We start from the raw sequence: 856 nt of genomic DNA on the forward strand, positions 1-856 counted from the left end.
AAACGCCCGGTTACATTCCGAACCCGGAAGCTAAGCCTTTCAGCGCCGATGGTACTGCAGGGGGGACCCTGTGGGAGAGTAGGACGCCGCCGAACAATCTTTCAAGGACCCTTGGTCCCAGCGTTCACGCTGGGACCAAGGGTCCTTTTGTTTTTGTCGAAGCGCGTCGGATGTCCGACTGCGCCAGAATGTCTTGTAGTACCCGATGACAGGAGTCACGCCGATGTCCACCAACTCTCCCGACGATCGTTCGGAACGCGAGCCGCGTCGCCGGGACGGTGGTGACCGAGGCGGCTTCGGTGGCCGTCGTGACGACCGTTCCGGCGGCCCGCGCCGGGACAACGACCGTGGTGGCTACCGTCGCGATGACAGCCGGCCCTCCGGTGGAAGCGGTGGTGGCGGCTTCCGTCGCGACGACCGTGACCGCGATCGTGGCCCCCGTCGTGATGACGACAACCGTGGTGGCGGCTACCGCCGTGACGACAACCGCGGTGGTGGCTCCGGTGGTGGGTTCCGCCGCGACGACAGCCGGGGCGGCGGCTTCCGCCGTGACGACAACCGGGGCGGTGGCTCCGGTGGTGGGTTCCGTCGTGATGACCGTGACCGCGATCGGGATCGTGGCCCGCGTCGCGACGACGACCGTGGTGGGCGTTCTGCGGGTGGGTTCGAGCGGCGTGACGACCGGCCGCGTGGCCCCCGTCGTGATGACGACAACCGGGGCGGCGGCTACCGTCGCGACGACAGCCGGGGTGGCGGTTTCCGGCGTGACGACAACCGTGGTGGCGGTTCCGGTGGTGGGTTCCGTCGTGATGACCGTGACCGTGATCGGGATCGTGGTCCGCGTCGGGACGACGAT

General features: G+C 68.2%; 1 rRNA gene and 1 pseudogene. Both read left to right on the forward strand.

The annotated features are described in order from the left end of the window. Window positions 1-95, forward strand: a 5S ribosomal RNA gene (gene rrf / locus ACFVFH_RS17510); the annotation flags it as partial. A 204-nt stretch (window positions 96-299) separates the two neighbouring features. Beyond that, window positions 300-856 (forward strand): annotated as a pseudogene (locus tag ACFVFH_RS17515) (hypothetical protein); the annotation flags it as partial.

The sequence above is a fragment of the Streptomyces sp. NPDC057697 genome (assembly GCF_042799335.1).
Lineage (GTDB): Bacteria > Actinomycetota > Actinomycetes > Streptomycetales > Streptomycetaceae > Streptomyces.